Consider the following 1,164-nt stretch of genomic DNA (forward strand, 5'->3'; position numbering starts at 1 on the left):
ACACCGCAGAATTTAAAGCTGAAGCCATAAAAGCCATTGAAGAGAACCAAGGTAATGTATCGGAATCCGCTAGACAACTTGGCATTTCAATGCAAACCCTTTCGAACTGGAATAACAAAGCAAAGGCTGGAACTTTAGCAGGCACAAAACAGTATTCGCCCGATCTAAACGCCTTACTCGAAGAAAATAAGAAGCTTAAACAACAGCTCAAAACAGCTGAAATGGAACGTGAATTTTTAAAAAAGGCAGCAGCGTACTTTGCCAAAGAAAGTCAGTGAGGTACGCCTATATGAAATCGCAAAGCCACTTATTTCCGATTATTTTAATGGCTCGATTACTTCGTGTATCCGTTTCTCGCTTTTATGATTGGCTAAAGCGAGGCATGAGTAAAAGATCAATTCAGCGAAATCAGCAGACAATTTTGGTCAAAATAGCCCATGAAGAAACCAAACAAAGCTATGGCTATGTTCGATTAACCAAGCATTTACAAGCGCAAGGTATCAAAATAAGTACGTATGCTGTGCGCCAAATAAAAAAATCAAATCAGTTGTATTGTAAGCGCCATAAGCGTTTCAAAAGAACCACGAACAGTGATCACAACCGTTCTATTTATGACAATTTACTCAAGCAACAGTTTTCAATGACGAAGCCTAATCTTGCGTGGTCGAGTGACATTACCTACATTTGGACGGCTGAGGGCTGGTTGTACTTGGCAGCTGTCAAAGATCTTTACACGAAACAGGTTGTTGGCTATAGCTTAAATGAGCGCATGACAGCCAAGCTTGTTTGTGATGCATTGAATATGGCTATTCGCAATCAGAAACCTGCTAAAGATCTCATTGTACATTCAGATAGAGGCAGCCAATATTGCAGTAATGAATATCGAAACTTACTTGAGAAATTTGATTTTCAGGGTTCAATGAGCAAAAAAGGCGACTGCTTTGATAATGCACCGATAGAGAGTTTCTGGGGCATACTCAAAAATGAACTAGTCCATCATCGCAACTACAAAACAAGGGAAGAAGCCAAAGCGGATATTACAAAATATATAGAGTTATTTTATAATCAGCGAAGAATTCAAAAAGGCTTGGATTTTAAGACACCAAATCAAATGGCAGAAGACTTTTATCGGTTAGCTGCCTAGAATCTCCCAAGTGAAAGTCT

1 protein-coding gene is annotated in these 1,164 nt (G+C 39.3%); it reads left to right on the forward strand.

The annotated features are described in order from the left end of the window. A protein-coding gene (locus tag FTT91_RS14600) for an IS3 family transposase (protein WP_180169706.1) occupies positions 1 to 1,144 on the forward strand; the annotation gives its coding sequence in 2 pieces (ribosomal slippage) (positions 1 to 237 and positions 237 to 1,144; 1,145 coding nt annotated over the 2 pieces). This gene is flagged as partial in the annotation. Positions 1,145 to 1,164 lie beyond the last annotated feature (20 nt).

Origin of the sequence: Acinetobacter sp. YH12021 (genome assembly GCF_013420145.1) — a bacterium.
Classification (GTDB): Bacteria; Pseudomonadota; Gammaproteobacteria; order Pseudomonadales; family Moraxellaceae; genus Acinetobacter; species Acinetobacter towneri.